The organism is Lactobacillus sp. ESL1191, assembly GCF_058504435.1.
The window spans coordinates 507,595-529,730 of record NZ_CP196365.1 but is presented as its reverse complement, the minus strand read 5'-3'; the positions used below and the strand labels follow the sequence as shown (position 1 = coordinate 529,730).

Annotated in this window: 20 protein-coding genes; 11 read left to right on the top strand and 9 right to left on the bottom strand. The window is 42.2% G+C overall.

Going from position 1 to position 22,136, the window contains the following annotated elements; translation table 11 throughout:
• The 4 genes from ACSYSN_RS02840 (at position 1) to ACSYSN_RS02825 (ending at position 6,167) form a co-directional block, all read left to right on the top strand.
• Positions 1-1,656: an APC family permease gene (locus tag ACSYSN_RS02840; RefSeq protein WP_317638017.1), complete on the top strand. Its 1,656-nt coding sequence runs from the start codon at positions 1-3 to the stop codon at positions 1,654-1,656.
• Between the two features lie 145 nt (positions 1,657-1,801).
• The gene (locus ACSYSN_RS02835; protein WP_491712676.1) at positions 1,802-2,614 is read left to right on the top strand and encodes a Cof-type HAD-IIB family hydrolase; all 813 of its coding nucleotides are present in this window, start codon (positions 1,802-1,804) and stop codon (positions 2,612-2,614) included.
• A gap of 52 nt (positions 2,615-2,666) precedes the next feature.
• Entirely contained in the window at positions 2,667-3,368 is a 702-nt protein-coding gene (locus tag ACSYSN_RS02830) for an ABC transporter ATP-binding protein (RefSeq protein WP_491712675.1), read from the top strand.
• Positions 3,369-3,380: 12 nt separating this feature from the next.
• Positions 3,381-6,167 carry an FtsX-like permease family protein gene (locus ACSYSN_RS02825; RefSeq protein ID WP_491712674.1) on the top strand — a complete coding sequence of 929 codons (2,787 nt, stop codon included), beginning with the start codon at positions 3,381-3,383 and terminating at the stop codon, positions 6,165-6,167.
• Positions 6,168-6,628: 461 nt separating this feature from the next.
• Here ACSYSN_RS02825 and ACSYSN_RS02820 read toward each other — a convergent pair whose 3' ends face one another.
• The gene (locus ACSYSN_RS02820; protein ID WP_491712673.1) at positions 6,629-7,201 is read right to left on the bottom strand and encodes a GrpB family protein; all 573 of its coding nucleotides are present in this window, start codon (positions 7,199-7,201) and stop codon (positions 6,629-6,631) included.
• A 21-nt stretch (positions 7,202-7,222) separates the two neighbouring features.
• On the bottom strand, positions 7,223-8,152 hold the full coding sequence (gene rsgA / locus ACSYSN_RS02815) for a ribosome small subunit-dependent GTPase A (protein ID WP_491712672.1): 930 nt from the start codon (positions 8,150-8,152) through the stop codon (positions 7,223-7,225).
• 342 nt (positions 8,153-8,494) lie between these two features.
• On the opposite strand from rsgA, the gene ACSYSN_RS02810 reads away from it, so the two are divergent.
• From ACSYSN_RS02810 to ACSYSN_RS02790, 5 genes are all read left to right on the top strand, one after another.
• Complete coding sequence (locus ACSYSN_RS02810; RefSeq protein WP_491712671.1) at positions 8,495-9,259, top strand: ABC transporter ATP-binding protein; 765 nt, start codon at positions 8,495-8,497, stop codon at positions 9,257-9,259.
• A gap of 1 nt (position 9,260) precedes the next feature.
• Positions 9,261-9,992 (top strand): multidrug ABC transporter permease, encoded by a 732-nt coding sequence (locus ACSYSN_RS02805; protein ID WP_491712670.1) that lies wholly within the window; start codon positions 9,261-9,263, stop codon positions 9,990-9,992.
• On the top strand, positions 9,989-10,708 hold the full coding sequence (locus ACSYSN_RS02800; RefSeq protein ID WP_491712669.1) for an antibiotic transporter permease: 720 nt from the start codon (positions 9,989-9,991) through the stop codon (positions 10,706-10,708). Before ACSYSN_RS02805 ends, ACSYSN_RS02800 begins: the two co-directional genes overlap by 4 nt.
• Before the next feature lie 18 nt (positions 10,709-10,726).
• Positions 10,727-11,152, top strand: coding sequence for a helix-turn-helix transcriptional regulator (locus ACSYSN_RS02795; RefSeq protein WP_491712668.1), 426 nt, complete (start codon positions 10,727-10,729; stop codon positions 11,150-11,152).
• Positions 11,153-11,664: 512 nt separating this feature from the next.
• Entirely contained in the window at positions 11,665-11,919 is a 255-nt protein-coding gene (locus ACSYSN_RS02790) for an ATP-binding cassette domain-containing protein (RefSeq protein ID WP_491712667.1), read from the top strand.
• A gap of 217 nt (positions 11,920-12,136) precedes the next feature.
• On the opposite strand, the gene ACSYSN_RS02785 is transcribed toward ACSYSN_RS02790, so the two are convergent.
• The 4 genes from ACSYSN_RS02785 to ACSYSN_RS02770 form a co-directional block, all read right to left on the bottom strand.
• Positions 12,137-14,041, bottom strand: coding sequence for a copper-translocating P-type ATPase (locus ACSYSN_RS02785; protein WP_491712666.1), 1,905 nt, complete (start codon positions 14,039-14,041; stop codon positions 12,137-12,139).
• A 16-nt stretch (positions 14,042-14,057) separates the two neighbouring features.
• Positions 14,058-14,429, bottom strand: coding sequence for a cupredoxin domain-containing protein (locus ACSYSN_RS02780; RefSeq protein ID WP_491712665.1), 372 nt, complete (start codon positions 14,427-14,429; stop codon positions 14,058-14,060).
• Between the two features lie 154 nt (positions 14,430-14,583).
• Positions 14,584-15,444 carry an aldo/keto reductase gene (locus ACSYSN_RS02775; protein WP_491712664.1) on the bottom strand — a complete coding sequence of 287 codons (861 nt, stop codon included), beginning with the start codon at positions 15,442-15,444 and terminating at the stop codon, positions 14,584-14,586.
• Between the two features lie 11 nt (positions 15,445-15,455).
• Positions 15,456-16,322, bottom strand: coding sequence for an aldo/keto reductase (locus ACSYSN_RS02770; RefSeq protein WP_491712663.1), 867 nt, complete (start codon positions 16,320-16,322; stop codon positions 15,456-15,458).
• Between the two features lie 106 nt (positions 16,323-16,428).
• Here ACSYSN_RS02770 and ACSYSN_RS02765 point away from each other — a divergent pair, with 106 nt between their 5' ends.
• Together ACSYSN_RS02765 and guaB are read left to right on the top strand one after the other, a co-directional pair.
• Entirely contained in the window at positions 16,429-17,334 is a 906-nt protein-coding gene (locus ACSYSN_RS02765; protein ID WP_491712662.1) for a LysR family transcriptional regulator, read from the top strand.
• Positions 17,335-17,385: 51 nt separating this feature from the next.
• Positions 17,386-18,531, top strand: coding sequence for an IMP dehydrogenase (gene guaB, locus ACSYSN_RS02760; RefSeq protein ID WP_491712661.1), 1,146 nt, complete (start codon positions 17,386-17,388; stop codon positions 18,529-18,531).
• A 62-nt stretch (positions 18,532-18,593) separates the two neighbouring features.
• Here the strand turns inward: guaB and ACSYSN_RS02755 are convergent, their stop codons facing one another.
• From ACSYSN_RS02755 to asp1, 3 genes are all read right to left on the bottom strand, one after another.
• The gene (locus tag ACSYSN_RS02755; protein WP_491712660.1) at positions 18,594-19,019 is read right to left on the bottom strand and encodes a MarR family winged helix-turn-helix transcriptional regulator; all 426 of its coding nucleotides are present in this window, start codon (positions 19,017-19,019) and stop codon (positions 18,594-18,596) included.
• A gap of 3 nt (positions 19,020-19,022) precedes the next feature.
• Positions 19,023-20,420: a DHA2 family efflux MFS transporter permease subunit gene (locus tag ACSYSN_RS02750; protein WP_491712659.1), complete on the bottom strand. Its 1,398-nt coding sequence runs from the start codon at positions 20,418-20,420 to the stop codon at positions 19,023-19,025.
• Positions 20,421-20,549: 129 nt separating this feature from the next.
• On the bottom strand, positions 20,550-22,070 hold the full coding sequence (gene asp1 / locus ACSYSN_RS02745; protein ID WP_491712658.1) for an accessory Sec system glycosyltransferase Asp1: 1,521 nt from the start codon (positions 22,068-22,070) through the stop codon (positions 20,550-20,552).
• Between the last annotated feature and the right edge of the window lie 66 nt (positions 22,071-22,136).

Sequence of the window (22,136 nt, the reverse complement as noted above, 5' to 3'; positions counted from 1 at the left end):
GTGGAGGAATTAAATTCCAAGAAAAAATATCTGTCATGGCCCGTTTTGACCTTAATGGCCTTTTGCACGGTAATTGGGCTCGACGATATCATGTACAATTTCCAAAACCAGGGAATGCCCGTTGTTACCTCATGGATTATCATGTGTCTTTTTTATGTCATTCCATATTCCTTGATGGTCGGACAGCTCGGTTCAGTCTTTAATAATGAAGGTGGCGGGCTATCTTCCTGGGTACGCGGTACCAACGGAGAATTTTTGGGTTATTTTACTGCTTGGACCTACTGGGCAGCTTCAATCCCCTACGCCGTGGACTCTGCCAATGAAATTATTGTTGATATTGGCTGGGCGTTGACCGGTTCAGAAAAATTCCAAAGCCAAATTTCTAATGCTAAGTTCGCACTCCTAACCTTTGCCATGTTCATCATTTTTATAATCATTGAGCATTACTTTTCTCATTCAATGGAAATTTTGTCGACCATCGGCGGTGGTCTGATGCTGATCATGACCCTGATGTTTGTCCTGTTAGCTTTTTTGGGATTGGCTAAGTCTGGGGGACACATGGCAACCCAGCCTTTTACCTGGCACACGCTAGTTCCCAACTTTAACATGCACTACTGGACAACCATTGCCATGCTCATCTTTGCTCTTAACGGGTGCGAATTGGTCGCGCCTTACGTAACCAAAATGAAGCAGCCGAAGTCCGACTTTCCCAAAGCTATGGTCGCCCTGGCCGTAATGACTATTTTCCTGACTGTTTTTGGGTCTTTTGCGCTAGGAATTTACTTTGACAGCTATCATATTCCCAACGACCTCAAAATGAACGGGGCTTACTATGTCTTTGACATGGTGGGCCAGCAATACGGTCTGGGCAAAACCCTGCTATACGTGTGGGCCTGGACTTCTGTTTTTTACAATGCAGCGTTGCTCGCGGTATTACTTGACGCCATGACACGGATGCTGATTTCCGATACCGGGGACAAGTATATGCCACGCTTTTTACAGAAAAAAGACCAAAATGGCCTCCCCATCAATGGCTACATTCTTACCGTCGCCTTATCAGCTTTCATTATGCTCTTAGGCATCTTCCTGCCTGATATGAATGATATTTTTAACTGGTTACTCAACCTGAACGGCATTATCTCTCCGGGTGTAACCTGCTGGATCTTCTATTCCTTCATGCAGATTCGCAAAAATCCCCAAAAATTCCCAGCTGATTATGTTTTCTTAAAAAACGACCGGCTGGGATACTGGGCCGGCTTCTTTCTCCTAATTGTTACTGCTGTAGCAACAATTCTGGGCATTGCACCGCAAGATATCAAACAGTTTAGCGGCTACTGGTGGTATGAATTAATTATCAACATCATTGCGGTAGTCGTTTTAATCGGGCTTGGTGCCATCTTACCAAGTATTAGACGCCGCGAAGAACGGTACGGCCTGGCCTTTAGCCGCGGGCAATGGGTTACGATGCTGGCAGTTGTTTGCGGCTCGATCGTTTTTGATCTCTACTTTGCAGAGCAAAACCAGCTCCTTAATGGTCAAGTGCTTAGTCTGGGCCAGGTGCATTTGGGGCTAAATATTATATTAATTATGGTCGAAAATCTTATTGCAATTCTCATTTGCTGGTTAGTTGGCAAAAGAAAGCCAACTGCGAATTAGCTGCAATTGACAAAATCATCAAACAGATTCATTTTTAGCATGAATCTGTTTTTTATTTTTAAAAAGTTAAAAACCGTAACCAACATCCCCAGCTTTCGTTATCTACTATATAATACATATAACTAGAAAAATTAAGGAGAACAACATGAAATCAATTCCTTTTAAGGCTGTGGCCGTCGATGTGGATGGCACATTTGAAAACGATAAACGCGAGTTTGACCAGCGCCGATTTGAACAAGTCTTAACGACCCTGCGTGAGCACCACGTCCACTTTATCGTCTCTAGTGGCAGACCTCTGTCCCGCTTGCGTCAAGACTTTTATGACTTTTTGGACCGTATCGATATCGTCGCCGATAATGGTTCAATTTTAACTCAAGATAACAAAATTATTGTGCGCCACGTTTTTACTTATAAAACTGGCATCAAACTACTCAACTTCATCCAAAACAACTATCCTGACATTCGGATTGCCGCAAGCGGTCTCGACCGCTCCTACGTTAGTAAAAAGGCACCGGCACAGTTCAAAAACACGATGCACTTTTTTTATCCGGATATGGTCGAAATTGCCAACTTGGTTGATCTTCCCAGTAGCGATAGCCTGACCAAGTTGACGCTCAACTGTTCATCTAGCCTAGCTAATGAAATCGAAAAAAAGTTCAACCAGAACAATGGTGAACAAATTCACTGTACTACCAGCGGCTTTGATAATATCGATGTAATGCCTGCTGGCGTTAACAAGGGACAAGGAATCAAGTATTTCTTACGCTATTTTAACGTTGAACCAGCAGAGTTAATTGCCTTTGGTGACGGCATGAACGACCGCGAAATGATTGAGCTGGCTGGTTACAGTTATGCCATGAAAAATGGTGATGAACGCTTGAAAAAAATTGCCAAGTATGAAGCACCAAGTAACAATGAGATGGGCGTATTACAAGTACTCGAACAGTATTTGGACTAGAATGAAAATAGTAGACATACAACATTGTCAGATTAATAAAAGGTGATTTTTCATGAGTTACATTGAAGTAAAGCACAACTATAAACGCTATCAAACCGGTGACACTGAGATTCTTGCTAATGATGACGTGAATTTCACGATTAATCAAGGCGAGCTGGCAATCATTCTTGGTGCATCCGGCGCTGGTAAGTCAACAATGCTCAACATTCTAGGGGGAATGGACACTAACACATCTGGGGAAGTGATTATCGACGGTCAAAATATTGCTAAATATAACAAGCTGCAACTGACCAGCTATCGGCGCACTGACATCGGTTTTGTTTTTCAGTTTTACAACTTAATTCAAAATCTGACTGCCAAGGAAAACGTCGAACTGGCTTCGGAAATTGTTTCTGATGCCTTAGATCCGGTGCAGGCCCTAGTAGATGTCGGCCTTAAGAGCAGAATCAACAACTTTCCCGCCGAATTATCAGGCGGTGAACAGCAGCGTGTTGCCATTGCCCGGGCAATCGCTAAAAACCCCAAAATCCTGCTTTGCGATGAACCAACTGGTGCCCTTGACTATCAGACTGGTAAGAGCGTCCTACAAACAATCACCAACTTAAGCCGCAACAATGGTGCGACCGTAGTTATCGTCACGCACAATGGCGCTTTGGCTCCGATTGCTGATCGCGTAATTCACTTTCACGATGGTCAGGTAACCAAAATTGAACCGAATGACCATCCCGAAGACATCGCCAATATTAAATGGTAAGAGGGTCTGACAATGAATAAGATAATTTGGAAAGACTTTTGGCAATCAGTTAAACACACAAAAGGACAGTTCTTATCTATCTTAGGACTAATGATGATTGGTGCCTTTGCCTTAGTTGGCTTGATGGTAACTGGCCCCGACATGCGTGCTACTGGTAACCACTACGCCCAGAGCCTAAATGCAGCTGATCTAACCGTTATTGGTAATTATGGCTTTGACCATGAGGATACCCAAGAAATCAACCAGGTCAAAGGCATTAAAAATGTTGAATTTGGTTACATGACTGACACTGTCTTGAAAAACAGTCACACTAGTTTTCGGATCTTTTCAAAGCCAAAGACCGTAGGAAGGTACGAAGTAAGACGGGGACGCTTGCCTAAGCAAAAAAACGAAATTGCGCTTGCTGATCACTATTACCCTAAGTACAAGGTCGGCCAGCAAATCAGTTTTACTGAAAAGAAAAATATCCTTGGCACTACCCTGCTCAAGCAGAAAACTTTTAAGGTAGTTGGCTTTGTCCGCTCGAGCCAGATCCTCTCTAATGTCAATTTGGGCCAAAGCAATAGCGGCACCGGTGAACTTAAAGGTTATGCTGTGGCAACACCGCAAGCCTTTAACCGGACGGTATACACTACCGCCAATATAACTTACCAAGACTTGCATGGACTTGATTCATACAGCCGCGAATACATTGACCGCACTAGTAAACATAAAAAAGACTTGCAGGCCGTTCTAAAGAAGAATGCTTATCGGCGACAAGAGCGGATTAATACTGCGGTCGCCCAGAAACTGTCACCGCAGGAAAGAAAATTACAACGGGCTAAGCAAGCGCTGCAAGATGCAGAGCAAGGACTTGCCGTAGCTGAAAAACAATTAGCAAGTAAGCGGGCCGAACTTACTGCGCAAAAGTCGCAACTTCAAGGAGTGCAGCCTTCTGCTGAACTCAGCGACCAGCTGCAGCAGGCTGAAATTGAGCTAGCCAGCCAAACAAGAATTTTGGGCAGTAAAAAAGCCGAACTGCAAAAAAGCGCCAAAAAAACTAACTTGCAAATTAGTGCAGGGGAGCACAAAATCGCCCAGGCCAAAGCGCAACTCAAAAAAATGGCCCCGCCTTCATACAATGTTTATAATCGGCGCGAAGTGCCTGGTGGTGATGGGAATCTGGTTTATACAACAGTTGCCCAAGTGGTCGAAGACCTGGCCAAGGTTTTTCCAATCTTCTTATACTTTGTTGCTGCACTAGTTACCTTCACGACGATGAACCGCTTCATCGATGAAGAACGAATTAATTCCGGTACGCTGAAGGCACTAGGTTACGATGATTTGGTGATCATCAATAAGTTTATTTTCTATGGCTTTTTAGCGGGGACAATGGGAACGGTAATTGGTATTATTCTAGGTCACACTCTGATGCCGCAAATTGTCTACCACGCCTATTATCAATCTTTAACTATTCCACCAATTGAAGAACACTTCCAGTGGCAAATTAGTCTGGTGGCCTTAGTCTTGTCTTGGGTCAGTTCAGTTTTGCCTGCTTATTTAACCGCCAAAAATGAATTCCGGGAAAAACCAGCAGCTTTATTACTACCCAAGCCACCTGCCTCAGGTTCAAAAATCCTACTTGAACAGATCCCCTTAATCTGGAAGCACTTGAGTTTTACCCACAAGGTTACCGCTCGCAATATCTTTCGTTACAAGAAACGGATGCTGATGACTATCTTTGGTGTCTGCGGGGCGACCACCCTTCTCTTTTCTGGCTTTGCTGTCAAAAATTCGATTAGTACCATGAATAAGCGGCAGTTTTCTGACTTAATCCATTACAACCTAATTGTTGCGCAAAAAACACCTAGTTCAGCTAAGCAAAAAAAGCTACTCGAGAACAAATTGCACCAGAACAATGTTAAAGCAGAAATGCCAGTGTACTACGAATCAATGACTAAGGCTGTTGGCCGTACTGGCGATACGCAAGACATTACCTTGATTGTTCCCAGCTCAAGTAACCAGCTCAACCAGTACGTTCACCTGAATGACCGGCGGACTAGGCAGTCAATTGCACTAAATAATAATGGTGTTGTTATCTCAGAACGACTGGCTAGCCTTTTAAAGGTTCAAAAAGGGGGCAAAATCACCTTAATTGATCAAGACAACCACCAACGTACCATGAAAGTAGCTGGGATCACCGAAATGTATATGGGGCATTTTGCCTTTATGAATCGGAACCAATATCGTCAAGTATTTAAACGTAAATATCAAACCAATGCCCATCTAGTTAACTTAAAAGACGGAAGCTCACAAAATACCAAAAAAGTTGCCGCTCGTTACATGTCCTTAGACGGTGTTAGTGGGGTCGTGCAGAATACTGCAATTAGTCAAGAACTCGACGTCGTGGTTCAGTCACTCAACATGATCATGGTCGTTTTGATTATCGTTGCCGGCCTATTAGCAATTGTCATTCTCTACAACCTAACCAATATCAATATCGCCGAACGAATTCGCGAACTATCAACTATAAAAGTGCTAGGTTTTTACGATGGTGAGGTCACAATGTACATCTACCGCGAAACCATCTTGTTAACTGTCCTAGGAATTCTAGTTGGCTATTTAACTGGTGACTTGCTCTACCGCTATATCCTGTACGTCGTACCGCCAGACAACGTCATGTTTAATCCGGCCCTGTCAGCTTCAAGTTTCTTGTGGCCGTTAGGTGTTATCGGTATCATTACTTTGATTCTCGGCTTCATTGTTAACAAGCAGCTGAAAAATCTAAACATGCTTGAAGCCTTGCAATCGGTTGATTAATTATTGACAAAAAATCAGCTAAAGTATGTTATTAAAAAAACCATCTTAGAAGATATCTTCCAAGATGGTTTTATTTTTTATTTAAGCAGTTTACTTAAATAGTCCTTGCGCGTACAAGCTATCATAGACATGATGAGCAATACCAGAACCCCATGGTGTAGCCAGGAAAATTGCTACGGCCACGAAAAAGATGCCTAGGCCTAGAATAATATCTTTGCTTATTTTAGAGAAGTTCTTCTTATAAACCAAGACTAAGCATATTATTCCAACCACTAAACAAATCATCATGATATCAAGACCCATATTATTTTCTCCTTATGTAGTAAATTTATCTAGATGACTGTATCATAAATTTGTGTATAAATTAAAAAGTTAATAACAATTTTATACTCTTAATGATAATTTAAACAAGCAAATTTATTCCAACTAGAGTGCAGGTTGACCTACTATTCTTACCTCGTTTATTGATTCCAAACATCAGCTATGTGTTCGCGCGCCCGCTGCTTAATTTCTGTAATTACTGGCCCCTTGGCATCCGCATAGTCTTGGACCGTTTGCCATGAACGCTGGGCCAGTTGCTCTTTCAATGCCTGATATTTTAGTCGGTCTGCCTGGTTAATTCTCAACCAATCCCGAAACAAAACTAGATCACGAGCCTCTTCACTTTTAGGACCATAGACATGAATGTGGAGCTGGTTTTTATTTCCAATAAACATGCGGTGCCCCTCACTGGCTGGTTCACGAATCCGTAGAACATAACCGACCTTCTCCAGTTGAGGAACATAGGTCGACTCCTTGCTGGGATCTGGAACCAGCAACAGCATATCAATGATTGGCTTGGCACAAAGATGCGGAATTGCAGTTGAACCGACATGTTCAATTTGAAGCGCCGTCTCATCCAGTGCCTCAGTGATTTTTTCCCGCTCTAATTGAAACAACTCCGGCCAGCTTGGGTCATAGTCAACCAATTTAATCGGTTGATTTTGGCTAATGTGGCCAATTGTTACCTTTTGTAAATGTGAAAACGACATCATTGAATCTCCTTACTTTGACAACTACATTGGCGGCTTACGATAATGGCGCTTGCTAACTGCCTGTTTCTTGTCTTTTGCCTTGCGCATCAACTTTTTAGCTATTTTGGCATCCAGATAAGTCTGCGTTGCCTGGCTTTCTGCTTGTAAAGAAATGAACTGCTCGTATACTTGCTGGTCTAGCTGACCGTTATTAACAACTGCCTGAACGGCACAGCCTGGTTCACCTTTATGTGTACAATCATGAAAACGACATCCCTTACCCAAGTCTACGATTTCGGGAAACACCATTGCTAAGTCATTTGTGCCGACCCCGACGCTTTTGATTCCTGGCGTATCAACCAAAATGAAGTCACCCCGACTAATCGGAAACAAGCGCGAACTAGTAGTTGTATGCCGCCCCTTGTCCGTCCTTGCACTAATCTGCTGAGTCGCCATTACTTCCTCTTGTGCTACTGCATTAACTAGACTTGATTTGCCCACACCCGAATTACCGTAAAAAGAAACCGTCTGTCCCGGTAAAATGCTAGCTTGTAAATCAGCAATTCCTGCCCCAGTGAGACTTGAAGTACATAACACGACCACGCCCAGTTCATCTGCTAGTTGTGCTGCCAGCTGTGCAGCATCAGGCCAGAGATCAGACTTAGTTAAAACTAGCGAAGTCTGGTACTCATTGTCTTTTTGAAAGGCATAGCGATAACGGTTGATCCGGCTAGCCGATAAGTTCTTATTCATTGAAATGCAGATGAACAATTGATCAAGATTGCTGACTGCCTCCTTTTCTTGAGCCTGGTAACGATCACCCGTTATTCGTCCTAAGGTACTATAACGTGGTAAACGTTCACTAATGAGGTCAAAGTCAAGCTGCGGATCTATGACCACCCAATCACCAACTAAAAACTGAGTAGTCCGATTTTTGGGAATGGCAGTAGTTTCACTACCATCTAGGTGCATGACCTTGTAAATGTTGGCCGAGCTAAGTGAAATTCAGGCCACGGTTACTCCATCATCAACTTGCTCATGTTGCTTGTATGTATCCAACCCTAGTTCCATGATTATCTCCTATATGATAACGAATAAATCAAGCTTATTTTTGCTATCTTCCCACATATTTTTAGTAATTTCAAATTTTTTTACAATAAAAAATCAATTAAATTAATTTATGCTATAATAAAAATGATAGTTTTAATGTTATCCATCACAAGATCTTCAGATTGACTTGTAATTGCTCAAATAGTCATCCCTTCCTTAATTAGTGGCTGAGTATATTTACACTTGAATTATGGAGAATAAATTTTGAAAGATATTTTAATAGTTAAACACTTAAAAGAGACTTACACCGGCCACAAACAAGACTTTACTGCCTTAGATGATGTCTCTTTCACAATTAGCCAGGGAGAAATTCTGTCACTCCTGGGACCCAACGGAGCAGGTAAGACTACCATTGTCTCAATTATTGGTGGTTACCTCAGCCCCAGTTCGGGACAAGTTCTAATGAATGGACAGGATATCACCGCAGCTCGTAAACGTCCTCAAATCGGAGTATCTTTCGGCGGTGAAATGGGCTTTTATCGCAATGCCACAGCCAGGCAGAACTTGCTGTTCTTTGCTGACTTGGCCAAAGTACCCTACCGCAAGCAAAAAGATGAAGTTGCACGAGTTTTGGAAGTAGTCTCCTTGACCAATGTTGCCAATAAAAAAGTGGGCGAATTTTCAAAAGGAATGACACAAAGGTTGCATATCGCTCGGTCACTTCTGGGTAACCCAAGTCTGCTCTTACTCGATGAGCCGACCAGCGGGTTAGATGTTGAGATCGCTAAAAGTGTGCAAGACACAGTTCAAAAACTGGCCAATTCTGGTATCAGTATTTTACTGACCAGTCACACCATGTCAGAAATTGAAAAGCTGGCTAACCGAGTTATCCTACTGGGTGCAGGCAAAGTCTTTTATCAAGGCACGGTCAGCGGTGTGATCAAATTAGCAAATATTCAAACAGATGGTCGACCTGCGACTCTAGAAGAATCCTATTTAAAACTAGCTCCACAATTAAGGAGGCCCTAAAATGCGTTTTATCCGCCTCTTCCTTTTTCATTTGCATGATTACCTATCCGATCAGTACTTTGTCTGGCTAACAATTACTTCAACCATTGGGATTTTTTTACTGCAATACACCATTGCTTATGCTAATAAGGACTTGAGTAATACCATGTTGTGGCGCCAGAGCGGTAGCTTTGGCATGTGGACATCCTGCACCACTGTTGCTGGCTGCATCAGCTTCGAAAGGTATAAAGGAACATTGCCTTACCTCATGAACAGTCAGTATGACGAGCGGGCATCCCTCATTACTCTACTTTTGCCGGCCTCCAGCTACGGTCTTTTCTCCTTTCCCATCGCCTTCATCTTAGCTAAAATACTAGGTGTATCCACGGGGACACTTACCATCAACATGCTGCTTATCATCTTCTTAATGTGGGTTGCCTGTTCAGTAATGGGTATTCTCATCGCCGCCTTCCTAACGCTCTCACCTAATGCGATAACTTATGAAGCGCTAATCGGGACGCCAATTTTATTACTTGCAGGCCTGTTTGGCAGTTCCACCTTGCTAGCACCCTTAACTCGCGTTTCACAGTGGTTCATTCCCCTCACAGCTCCCATTGCCACACTAATTCGCAGTCTTCCTTTTAATTGGCCGGCCTATTCCTGTAGCCTTTTTATCTGGATTTGGTTAATGGCAATCTTGGTTAAGAAGATCAACTACCTAGTTAGAAAGAAGGGAGCGCTGAAAATTATATGATTGCGACTCAATTTTCAGCCCTTAGCTTTTTAAGCAATTGTCGCACCAAAATCACCTACTTCTTGATCACGCCACTAATTGATCTTATGCTGCTAGTCCTAATCAACTTGCAATATACTAAGCAATTCGATTGGCGGGTAGTCATTGCCTCGATTGCTATTGATGCAGCCAGACTAAGTATGCAGACCATGAACCAGCTGCTAGTAAATGACTCCGACTTACGGGTCGATTTTGAAGTAATTGCCAAAAGACCCTTCAGTCTACGCTTTTGGCTGGCTAAGTCATTAGTTGCTGGTATTATTGGGACAAGCCTGGCACTGATCAACTTACTGCTTACCTTTTGCTTTGGTGCACCATTATCGATTATCTGCCGGGGACTGTTTCTTTTGCCTTTGTTCTGCCTGTATGGCACTGTTTTGGGCTTTGCCACCTGGGCATTATCATGGCAAATGAATGATCCCTACTTCTTGCAAAACATTGTTAGTGCCATCACCGAAATTGCCGCAGGGATTTTAATTGTTATTACTGCTTATCCAAAATGGCTACAGCTATTTGCCCTGCTCTTACCCTATTCCAGTTTGGTCAACTTCATCAAGTTCGGCACTGCAAGCCTAGGTGGTAGCGCTATTACTACAGCAATCTGGCTGGCAATCGGTCTGCTGGCATACGTCTCACAGATCAGACCAGTCTTAGCCCGCGGTAAGCACAGGTATTAGATTGAATTAGGAGAGTTGATGATGGAAATCGGAAAAGCATTACGGCTAGCACGTTTAAACTTAGATTTAACCCAAAAACAGATGTGTCAGGATATTCTTAGCAGACCTTTTTACGCCAAAGTTGAAAGTGGCAAGAATGCCATTAGTGCTGACAATTTATTGCGCATCTTACTTGCACATCATATCGACGTTAATGATTTTTTTGAATTAGCCAAAAAGACATACATGTCACAAGAAGAAATATTAACTGAACAACTAGAAAACAACATGTATTGGGCAGTTAATGCTAAAAACATCGACTTATTAGAGCGATACTGTCATAAAATATTAGCTTTACCAAACAATGAAATATTCAAGTTACGTGCAATAGTGACTGTAGCTTATTTTAAAGGTAATTTAGACGAAATAAGTGATAATTTACCGGAAAAATTGAAAAAAATTTGAATGAAGGTGAAAACTGGACTAAGCATCCCGAGCTACTAAGACTGTTAGCTAACACTATGCCGTTATGACCACAAGATGAATTGGACTTCTTAATAGGCCGACTGCTGACATCAATCAAAAACAAAAAACTTTCCGAATTAATGCTTGAACAATATTTAAGAATATTTGGTAATTATTTAGTCACTTGCTACGAGCGAGAAATTTATCATAATGAGAAATATCATGATCACATTAATGACGTTATCAAATACACCATTAATGAAACCTCAACGTTTAAACTGATGATCATCGCATACAGACTTATTATATGACCTCATTATTTGAGAACGATATCCAGCAAGCGATGGAGATTAAAAATGATCTAAAAAAATACGGTTATGCCAAAATAACTGCTAGTTGGCCGAGTTGTGACTTGTAACAAATATGATACACAGTTTATCCAGACTTATAAAAATGTTTTATGATTTGTATAGATAATTATCTTACTGAATTCCCTTGGTGGGCATGGATGATTGACGCCGGTATTGTTTCTGGTAGTACAACAGTTTTGCGAGTCTTTTTTGGTCGAAAGATACTCTGACTATTTAATAAAAAATCTTTCTCAAGGGACAAGGAATAAAGTCTATTTGGCGATTATGCTTGCCAAAAAACATAATGTCTTAATTTTAGACGAACCCTTTACTGCGCTTGATAAGCAAACTCAAAAAATTGTCATTGGCCAAATTAAAAAATACCGTAATTCTAGCAAAAAAGCGTCATTATCGTAACGCATATCGACGAATTCAAAAAGCTAGCTACTCAAGTAGTAAAAATCGAAAAAATTAACAATTAGGATGTGATAATATGGAAATTCGATTCATCATTAGTTGCTGTCTATTTATTTTATTAATTATTGCTAATATTTATAAAAATAAAGAATAGGCAATATAAATAACAAATAACTCAAAACACAAAAGACAGCCAATTGACTGTCTTTTTCGTTACTTAAATTTTAACCTTATTTAACAAAACTGAACTGCTTACCACCGATAGTGAACTAAAAGCCATAGCCAGCACCGCAAGCTCGGGACTAAGTACCAAGCCAATACCACTAAAGACACCAGCGGCCACCGGGATACCCAGCACGTTATAGATGAAGGCCCAGAATAAGTTAAGTTTAATGCGATTAAAAGTTTTTTGACTCAACTTTAAAGCTCGGCCCACATCTTTCAAATCGTTCTTAATTAAGACGATACCGCCGGCTTCAATCGCTACATCAGTTCCAGACTCCATGGCGATACCAACATCAGCTTGACTCAGCGCTGGAGCATCATTAATGCCGTCACCAACAAAGGCAACTCGGTCTGTCTGCTGTAACTTGGCAATTGCAGCAGCTTTATCAATTGGCAAAACATCCGCAATGACTTGATCAATACCAACTTGATTAGCAATTGCACCCGCCACTGCCTGATTATCCCCCGTTAGCATGATTGTCTTCAAGCCCTGCTGCTTCAACTCCTTAATTGCCTTTTGGGCCTCTTTTTTAGGAATATCCTGGATAGCAATCAGCCCAATTGCCGTATGATTTATGGCAACCAAAACGACCGTTTTGGCCTCCTTTTGTAAGACCTTAACTTTTTCTGTTAAAGCAGGTGCCACTACCAGGTCTAAGTCTTGTTTAAGCGTCCCGACAAAGACTGCTTGCGCATCAACCTGGCCACTAATCCCCTGGCCTTCAAGCGCCCTAAAGTGGTTAACCGGCAATAGTTTTACTTGCGCTGCTTTAGCTGCAGCCAAGACTGCTGGCGCCAAGGGATGTTCAGATAACTGTTCAAGACTAGCAGCCAGTTGCAAGACATGGCGGCCGCCAACTACCTCAGTCACCTGCGGCTTACCTGCCGTGATTGTGCCGGTCTTGTCAAAAACAATCGTATCTAACTTATTCGCTGCTTCCAAGATTTCACCGTTTTTGATTAAAATCCCATGCTTAGCCCCAAGACCTGTTCCAACCATGAGTGCCGTTGGTGTTGCCAATCCGAGGGCACACGGACAAGCAATAACCAAGACTGACACAGCATAAATTAATGCAGTGGCAACACTTTTGCCCAAAAACACAAACCAAACCAAAAAAGTCACTAGTGCAATTATTAATACCGCCGGAACAAAGATATCAGACACTTTATCCGTCAAGTTTTGAATTGGCGCATGACTGTTCTGGGCCTTTTGCACAATCTCGATAATTTGGGCCAACATGGTATCGCTGCCCACCTTCTGGGCCTTTATGACAATAGAACCAGTCTGGTTAATGGTAGCCCCAATGACACTGTCGCCAACCTGCTTTTTTACCGGTATACTTTCGCCAGTCACCATTGATTCATCAATACTAGATTGACCCGAAACAACCTGACCATCAACCGGAATTTTTTCCCCCGGCCTGACTTGAATCAAGTCACCCGAAACTACTTGCTCAATTGGCAATTCAATGAATTCTGCGCCCCACTTAACCAGTGCACTTTTTGCTCCCAGGGTGAGCAATTTACTCATCGCACTCGATGCATTGCTGCGCATTTTTTCTTCTAGAACCTGGCCTAAAAGCACAAAGGTAATGACAAAGGCTGCACTTTCAAAAAAGACTGGCTTATTGATAAACATGGCATAAATGCTGTAAAGGTAGGCCGTCAGAGTACCCACGGCAACTAGCGTGTCCATATTAGCATGATGCTGTTCAAAGGCTGACCATGCACTACTGACAAAAGGCCTGGCTGAAATCACCATGATCATGCTGGTCAAAATCAACATAGTCCAATCTCCACCCGGAAGCATCCAACCTGTGAAAGGACGAACCAACATTTCTACCAGTAACGGTAGAGACAAAATTAGTGAAATCCAAAAACGCTTAGTGACATTCATATTTTACCAGTTTCTGCTACTTAACGATTACTTTGCCATGAAACATGTTCATACTGCATTCCCAGTCATACTCGCCCGGCTTACTGGTATCAATCTCGACCTTTTCAACTTCGCCCTCGGGCAGTTTTTGATTGATGCCAAACTTAGGAAAAATTACATGATCTAAACAGCTGGACGAGTCCAACCGTTTAAAGTTAAGCGTCGCTGGAATTCCTTTTTTCAAAACAACTTGCTCGGGCAAATAACCACCTTTAACCTTGATGTCAATACTTTGCTTATCCGCATCAACGACCGCTTCGCCGGTTTGCACACTACGCTTACCGAAGAACCACCACGCGATAAAGGCAATAACAACTAATCCTACAAGTAAACTAATGATTTTTATCATGACTGGTACTCCTGTTTAAAATTCAATTCATTTTATGTCTACATTAGTAAACTATAAATATTATACTTATTGGATTTACATTTGTAAACATTAAAGCATAAAAAAAGTATTGGTGAAATTCATCAATACTTTTTTTCATACTCATCTCAATAACTCAGTCATCTGCATGAACATCGTAAGCAGAAAGCATTTCAACCACTCCTGGTGCCTCTGGGTCATGACGGCCCTTGCCAGTATCCAGGGCTCTGATTTGCTCCATTTCGGCCTCTGTTAACTCAAAGTCAAAAATATTCAAATTGCTTTTAATTCGAGCTTCATGGACTGACTTAGGCAGAGTAATAATACCCTCTTGATTTTCAAAACGAAGAATAATTTGCCCTGCATCCTTATGATACTTTTCAGCTAGTGCTAGAATTACTCGGTCAGTTAACAGGGCTTGGTTCCCCTGTCCTAGCGGTGACCAGGCTTCCAAACGCACATTATTTTGCGCAAGCAGCTTACGCAAAGGCTGCTGCTGGAAATAAGGGTTAAATTCAACTTGGTCAACTGCCGGTATCGTCGAAAATTGCGGAACAAACTGTTGCCAGATCTTAGGTGTCATATTCGATACCCCAAGTGATTTGATTTTGCCCGCCTGCTTTGCTTCCTCTAGGGCACGCCATGCACTAGGAACATCTCCATAAGGTTGATGGATCAAATACAAATCAACGTAGTCTGTACCCAACTTTGTTAGTGACAAGTCAATAGCCTTTTTAGCTGCCTCATAATCATAATCTTGCAACCACAATTTTGAGGTTATCCAGATATCATCACGCGGCACCCCGCTGGCTTTAATTGCCTCGCCCACTTCACTTTCATTAAAGTAGGCCACCGCCGTATCGATATGCCGGTAACCGGCCTCAATTGCCTCAGCCACGGCTCTACGAGTAGAGCCATCATTGGGAATCTGAAAGGTACCAAAGCCAATTACGGGAATTTCGTTACCATCATTTAACTTAATTGTGCTTGTTGTCATTTTTCTCCTCCTTAACTTAATTGCCGTAAACTTGAACCAAAGATTTGTTCAATTGTGCTTGGATCTCGATGATCAAAAAACTGGCTCTCATGCTTATCTAACTTTGTCATAGCGGTCATCTCATCAGCGCCTAAGTCAAAATCAAAAACCGCAATATTTTCCTCAATTCGTGCTTGGTGCACCGATTTAGGAATAACGATAATTCCACGTTGTAGTAGCCAACGTAAGATGATTTGACCCGTAGTTTTATGGTGGTGGGCAGCCAGTTCGGCAATCAGCTTATTATTGAAGATATCGCCCCGCCCCTCTGCAAAAGGTGCCCAAGCTTCAACTTGAATATCTTCTTTTTGATTAAAGCTAACCTCATCGCGCTGCTGGTACCAAGGATTTATTTCTATCTGATTCAAAACCGGTTTTATTGACATCGTCAATTCTAGGTTTTTTACCTGGTCAGCGTAAAAATTGGAAAGACCTATGGCACGGATTTTTCCTGCTTGATATGCTTCTTCTAAGGCACGCCAAGCCCCCATCATGTCACCGTATGGCTGGTGCAATAAGTATAGGTCCAGATAATCAAGACCCAGCTTAGTCAATGAAGCTTCAATCCCTTGCTTAGCCCGCTCATAAGTATAGTCTGAAACCCATAACTTTGAAGTAACAAAAATTTGTTCTCGCGGAACCGAGCTGGTCTTAATTGCGCGCCCTACTGCTGCCTCATTTTGATAAACCGCTGCTGTATCAACTAAGCGATAGCCTGCTGCAATTGCTGCACTTACAGCCCCTGTTGCTTCAGCCAAATCAGTTACTTGATACACGCCGAGTCCTAATTGCGGCATTTTCACCCCATTATTTAATTCGATAGTTGGAACTGTTGTCATTATCTATACCTCCTTTAAGTTGCCATTATCATAGACTCAGTCAGTAGAATTGACAATTAGCAATTATGCATGCTAGCATACATGAAACGTATACTGGAGAAGAACCATGATTGATCCTTATTTATTGACGGAGCTAACCACATTTTACCAAGTGGGGACATTAACCAAGACTGCTGAGCAGTTAAACATGACTCAACCTTCTATTACGCGGGGCATGCAGAAGTTGGAAGAAAAGCTCGGGGTAAAACTATTCGAACGACATGCTAACCGCCTTGTCTTGACTAAAACGGGCCAGCTCGCGGCAATAGAAGCAGAAAAATTACTGCAAAATAACCAGGACTTTGTCACCAAAATTCGCAATTTTGATCAACTACAACACCGTCCAACAATTATGGCAACAATTCCTGGGCCTTTTATTATTTTAACCATGATTAAAGCACGTCTTTCAGCTGACTTATTCATTAGTCATGACCTAATAAAAATTACAGAAATATCTGACCTACTTCAACAAAATGCTGCCTTGCTCGTTTTTTCTAACCAAGAACTATTTGCTCCGCAAATTGAATCCCGTTATCTGGGAACAGAACAGCTCGCAGTTGACCTTAACCGGAATATGGCTGAAGCCAAGCGTGCCCGCCTCCATTTTGCAGATATTACGGGACACAGTTTTATCGTTTATGGCGACATTGGGGTTTGGCGGGATATTATTCAACAAGAAATTCCCAACGCCAACTTCATGTACCAATCAGAATGGCAGGCAATGAAAGAGCTAATCAAATTTTCTGATTTCCCTTACTTTAGCACCAATCTTTCGCGACTAGATCCAAACAATCCCATTTCGCAGAACTTAGACGATAATCGGATTGAACTTCCAATCAGCGATGCTAGCGCCCAAATGCCAATATACGGCAACTATCTGACGGTCAATGCCCACCGGGTCACTCCCATTTTGAAAATTGTTCAGGCTGCTTGGCCACCAAACTTTCCGCTTGACCAACTTGAAAATCACTAGTACAGTGAAATAAATTTAACAGTTATAATTAATCCAAGGAGCGTATCTTAAATGTCAAATTGGTCAACGAAGTTTGTTAAAGAAGGACTAACTTTTGATGACGTCTTATTAATTCCAGCTGAAAGTCATGTTCTACCTAAGGAAGTTGATTTAACTACTGTCTTAGCACCCCAGCTCAAATTAACCATTCCTTTAATCAGTGCTGGCATGGATACCGTGACCGAAAGTACTATGGCAATCGCAATGGCAAGGCAAGGCGGCCTTGGAGTAATCCATAAGAACATGACAATTAGCGCCCAAGCTAGTGAAGTTGCTACTGTTAAGCACGCAATTATTCCAAGCATTGCAGCTCAGGCTGCAACCGATGACAACCATCAGCTACTCGTTGCAGCTGCTATCGGCGTGACCAGTGACACCTTCCTTCGGACTGAAGCTCTTCTAGAACAAGGCGTTGACGCGTTGGTTATCGATACTGCTCACGGGCATTCAGCCGGGGTTTTACAGAAGATTAAAGACATTCGCAAACATTTTCCAACTATTTGCCTAATTGCCGGCAACGTCGCTACTGGTGATGCCACCCGCGCACTGTTTGATGCCGGCGTTGACGTTGTTAAGGTAGGTATTGGACCCGGCTCAATCTGTACTACACGTGTTGTTGCAGGCGTGGGCGTGCCACAAGTGACCGCCATCTATGATGCTGCAACTGCTGCCCGTGAATACGACAAAGCCATTATTGCCGACGGCGGAGTAAAGTATTCAGGTGATATTGTTAAGGCTTTAGGGGCTGGTGGCAATGCTGTGATGCTCGGCAGTATGCTTTCTGGGACCACTGAAGCACCAGGTGAGATTTTTGAAAGTGCTGGCCAAAAATACAAGGCATATCGGGGTATGGGCTCAGTTGGAGCAATGGCCCAAGCTCACGGTTCTTCCGATCGTTATTTCCAGGGCGGTGTTAACGCGGCCAATAAGCTGGTACCCGAGGGCGTTGAGGCGCGCGTAGCATACAAGGGCAATGTTGCTGACATTATCTTCCAGATGATCGGCGGACTGCGTTCTGGTATGGGCTATGTTGGAGCCAATACCATTGCCGCACTAAGAGAAAATGCCCAGTTTGTTAGGATCACTAATGCAGGCTTACAAGAATCTCACCCCCACGAAGTTCAAATCACTAAAAAAGCACCAAACTACGAGCGGTAACGAAAGATAATCAAAGACATTAAAAAACTAGTCACTACACCCCAAGTGTAATGACTAGTTTTTTACTTTTCAGCCAAAGTTTGGTCCAACTTTTGCAAATTCTCCATCAATTCCAGCTTGGTCTGATCGCCTAGAATTCTAGCCGTTTCTTCCTCAGAATTAATAAAGTAGGGAGTAATTTGCTCTTTCAACTTAACCGCCTTAGCAGTCAATCGAACTGCCTTAAAACGCGTATCCTGCTGGTCAACTTTCCTAATAATTAGGTCCCTTTGCTCCATCAGGTGCAAAATGTTAGTTGCCGTTGACTTACGAATATTAAATTCATGTTCAATGTCTTTTTGATAAATTGTTCGTTGGCTAGTAAACGAAGCCAAGTATTCAATAATTAACATCTGCATGCCCGTAAGTCCAAGGCCTCTAGCATATTGATCGACATTACGATTAAAAGTATTCTGTACTCGTTGTAAAATCAACCCTAGTCTGTTCATTACTTACTTCCTTGTCTTAAATGGTTTTGTTGCTTGATACAGCAAGTATACACCTCCAACGACCAAAATTAGTAAAAAGATTAATCCGGTTTGGGCACCATCAATCAACTTGCCTGCCGCACTTTGCTTACCGCTAACTTGTTGAGCAAATTGCATAATCGCTGAAACAACTGAAGTTCCAACTGCACCAGCAAATTGCTGGGTCATGTTAAACAAACCATTACCATCTGTGTTTTCATCCTGCTTAAGCGCATTGAGTGAAGCAGTCATGATATTACCCATTACCAAACCAATGCCCAACATGGTCACTGCATAAAAGAAAATAATTTGGCCAGCAGTCAATGATGAAGCAAAGGAGCAGAATAGGATTGCACCAATAATTTCCAAGATGGCACCAGTCATAATTGGCCTGCGCGGACCGTAACTATCGAGTAAGCGTCCACCAACAGGTGAAGCAATTGCCCCCACTAACCCACCAGTTAATAGCAACAGACCGGCGGTCATGGCCGTCATCCGGTTAACAATCTGCACGTAATTAGGCAAGATAAAGGACAGGCCCAGAGTATTAATCTGAAAAATAAAATACGCACCTAATCCTTGCGTAAATTTCAACTTTTTAAACACTCGAATATTAATTAATGGGCTGGTCACTTTTAATGAGTGGCGGATAAAAACAATTAATCCCACAATACCAACAAGTAGTGGCGCCAGAAAGAGTACCGGCTTTTGCATGACAGTTGCTAAGTTACTAAAGGCGAGAATTAAGCCCACAAAACTCACCGCAATACTGCCAAACCCAGCCCAGTCAAGTTTCGTACGCTTAATTGGGCTTGAGTCATGAGGAATTGACATTAACCCCATAATTAAAGAGATAATCATGACCGGAACCATAAAAATAAAGATATAACGCCAGCCGAGTAGGTTAACTACCACTCCCCCAAAGGTCGGCCCCAAGGCCGGTGCAACAGCGGTAATCATCGTTCCAATGCCCATCAACAGGCCAATTTTGTCAAGGGGCGTTCTTTCCAAAATAATATTAAACATTAAGGGAATCGCAATACCGGCAGCGGCACCCTGCACAATTCGGCCAATTACCAAAAAGGCAAAGGCCTGCGCCGCCGCATCAATTACCAAACCAATAATAAAAAGGACAGCTGCCGTAACAAACAATTGCCGTGAATGGAAATTTCGCTTTAAATATGCGGACAATGGCATGACAATCGAGGCAATCAATAAATACCCCGTGGTCATCCACTGGACGGTCGCCATATTAATCTGAAATTCACTCATTAAAACCGGAAAAGTCACATTCCCTGCTGTTTCAATCAAAACTCCCGAAAAAGACATCAATCCAGCCGCAAAAATTGAACAAATCAACTTTGCATCTAATTTTCTTTGCATTAAAATTCCTCCTAGCAAATTTAGTTAGCAAACTAACTAAATGACTATGGTACCTTAAAAAAGTTTTCTTTGCAATAAAAATAGTTAACAAAAAACCGTCCTTAGCTTAAAGACGGTTTTGCCTGCAGATTATTCAGTATCAATGACATACTTTTTCCAAGATTGCCAAATGTTACTACCTGAAAAGCGCTTGCTGTTTTCGTAGGCAGACTCATTCATTTGTCCGCGCAAGCTTGCATCGGCAAAAAATTCGCTGATTTTATTTGCCAATTCATTAACAGCACCATTATTAACTAGAAAGCCGTTTGTTCCATCAGCGATTAAGTCAGCTGGCCCATAGTTAATATCATATGAAATCACCGGTACCCCATGGGCTTGCGCTTCTGCTATCGCAAGCGATGCCCCCTCATAACGTGAGGTGAGCAATAATAACTGGGCACTATTATAAACGCTATCCATGTCCTGCGAATATCCTTTAAAATTGACTACCCGCTCCAGCTCTAAGTCACTAACCAGCTTTTTTAACATTTTTTCTTCCTGGTAATTATCACTGCTATCACCATAACCATAGATATCAAGCGTCAAAGCACGGTTAGTCTGGTAGGCCTGCGCAAAGGCCTTGATGGCATCATCCAAACGCTTTTCATGGAAAAGTCGGGCTACGATGACAATCTTACCTGCCTCGCGCTCACTCATCGAAACATGCTCCGCCTGTAATTGCTCGTCTGGGATAATTCCCACCGGAATGGCAACAATTGGAACATGAGTATGCAAGCGAGCACGCATATCTGCAGCCTGCTGTTCCCCTGGTGTGATAATTAAGTCTGTGCGACTAAGTTGTTCTTTATTAGAAATCGAATTATAGGAAAGTGGAGAAGCTGGATCATCGTAATCCTGATAATGAATACTGTGGAAATGCTCAATTTTACGAGCTGGTGTCTTCATATAGACCATGGGAATATTTGTAATATTGCTCCGGTCCGAAATAAAGGTCGATTTTTCAGTGACATCTTGCTGGTTCAACTCATCCAACATAATCCTGAAAGCCTGGCTACTATTCATTAGCGAGTGCAACTTACCCTCAAGGTCGACCAACTGCAAATTAGTTGCAGATAACCAATTAGGTCTTTGCTCATAAGAAATTTCGTAATAAATGGTGCCATTCGGCCGGTAGAACTGCTCGTAGCTAAGATGGCCATCACCAGTGTCGTAGATTTGGGTCAGACTGCGAAACCCACGCGTATCATAAAAGTCTGCCTTAGTACAATTATTATCGGCATTGTAATAGCGAATGGTGTCAATATTGTTGTCCGCAAACAAGACAATTTCCATGGTTTTGCGGTCATCATCATAAACTTCAAAGCCAACTGGCACTTGCTTAACCTGAAAATGCTCAGCGATCGACAAGTCTTCAATCGTCATTGCTTGATATTCATAATTGACCGTACCCGCGAAAAAATCAAACATGTTGACATAGTCAGCATCAGTCAGGCCATACAGAGGCAAATTCCGGTGAGCAAAACGGTTAAATTCAGACATCACAATTTTGGCGCTGACCCCATTTTGCTTAAATAACTTCAACCTTTTAACTTCAGCGTGTTCTATTCCTGAACTGTTAGGGTCTAAGCGGTTATTTAAAAAGTAATACATTTTTTGTTCCTTATTAATATAGCTAAAATTATCATTCTTATTTTATCACACTTTAATTATATTAAT